This window comes from Pontibacter silvestris, assembly GCF_020907275.1.
GTDB classification, from domain to species: Bacteria; Bacteroidota; Bacteroidia; order Cytophagales; family Hymenobacteraceae; genus Pontibacter; species Pontibacter silvestris.
This window is the reverse complement of record NZ_JAJJWI010000080.1, coordinates 1-1,321: the sequence shown is the minus strand read 5'-3', so window position 1 is coordinate 1,321 and position 1,321 is coordinate 1. Positions and strand designations below refer to the sequence as shown.

The 1,321-nt window shown below is 51.6% G+C and carries 3 protein-coding genes; all 3 read left to right on the top strand.

The features are described from left to right. Window positions 1-192 (top strand): hypothetical protein (locus tag LN995_RS21635; protein WP_229963178.1); only part of this gene is annotated, 192 nt, incomplete at its 5' end. A 79-nt stretch (window positions 193-271) separates the two neighbouring features. Continuing rightward, entirely contained in the window at window positions 272-655 is a 384-nt protein-coding gene (locus LN995_RS21630) for an IS110 family transposase (protein WP_229963177.1), read from the top strand. Further along, the coding region (locus tag LN995_RS21625; RefSeq protein WP_229963176.1) for a transposase at window positions 616-1,321 on the top strand (706 nt) is incomplete at its 3' end. The genes LN995_RS21630 and LN995_RS21625, both read left to right, overlap by 40 nt.

The window sequence follows — 1,321 nt, the reverse complement described above, 5'->3', positions numbered from 1 at the left end:
TTGCCCTTGCGGCTCATATCTTTGAATCCAACAGAAAGAATACAAGTAGGAACAGGTAAGCAACCACAGGCAGGATGGCAAAAATCCCTTTCGGCAAATACACCTGGTGATATTGGGCATGAGGAAATTCCACCTGCCTGCTTCTTCCTTCAGACTGGACAGTACTTAAAGGTATTCCAACGCTTGGGGTAACCTTGTATAAAACCATGAGAGAAGTATTGGGAAGAGCATCGGTTTCGCATCTTTGTTTACATCTCTAAATTCTAAGGCCATGAAGATCATCAAGCAATCCGTGGGCACTGACATCGCCAAAGACACATTTGACGCCTGCTTCTCTGTGCTTACCACTGAGCAGCGCGTAGTGGTGAAAGCCTCCCGCAAATTCTCAAACTCTCCCAAAGGCTTTGCCGATTTCAGCAAGTGGGTTAGCAAGTGGGCAGATCCATCCATGGAGCTACTCTTCATCATGGAGGCCACCGGGGTATACCATGAAAACTTGGCCTGGCAGCTGCATCAGGCGGAACAGAAGGTAATCATCGTGCTTCCTAACAGGGTCAAGCAGTATACCAGGAGCCTGGGCCATAAGATAAGGTTGACGCCAAAGCCCTGGCCCACATGGGAGCGGAAAGAAACCTGGTTCCTTGGCAGCCCATGAGCCGCCAGCTCTACCTGCCGCGCAAACTCACCCGTGAGCATGAGCAGATTCATCAGATGCGCACCGAGGTCAGTAACCGCCTCCACGCTGAGACCCACTCCATGCTGGCCAGTAAGACCACGCAGCGAAGGCTGCAGAAAACCCTAAAGCTCTACGACACGCAGCTGCAGGCCATTGAGGAGGAAATAAAGGCTACCGTCGAAGAGGACCCTTTGCTCAGTGACAAGGTAGCGAAGGTGACCTCCATCAAAGGGGTGGGCTTGCTTACGGCGGCCACTGTTATTGCCGAAACTAACGGCTTTGCCCTCTTTACCAGCCAAAAGCAGCTTACCAGCTACGCTGGCTATGACGTAGTGGAGAACCAGTCCGGGAAGAGGAATGGCAGGACCAAGATATCCAAGCAAGGCAACAGCCATATTAGACGCATTCTCTATATGCCGGCCTTGCATGCGGTGAGACGAAACGTGCCGGTTTTTCGAGCGCTATATGATCGCCTGACGGGGAAGGGAAAAAAGAAGATGGTGGCCTACGTGGCGGTGCAGAAGAAATTGCTGGTTCTCATCTATACTTTATGGAAGAGAAATGAGGTTTGGCAGGAGGATAGATGCCAGCAGCAAGCAGAAGAGTGCATCCAAAGTCTGGAGGCCGGAGCCTCTCTTTCAGGTA

Bases quoted from the DNA above. Each gene is read 5' to 3' on its own strand.
- LN995_RS21630 (WP_229963177.1), top strand. From the start codon at position 272: ATGAAGATCATCAAGCAATCCGTGGGCACTGACATCGCCAAAGACACA.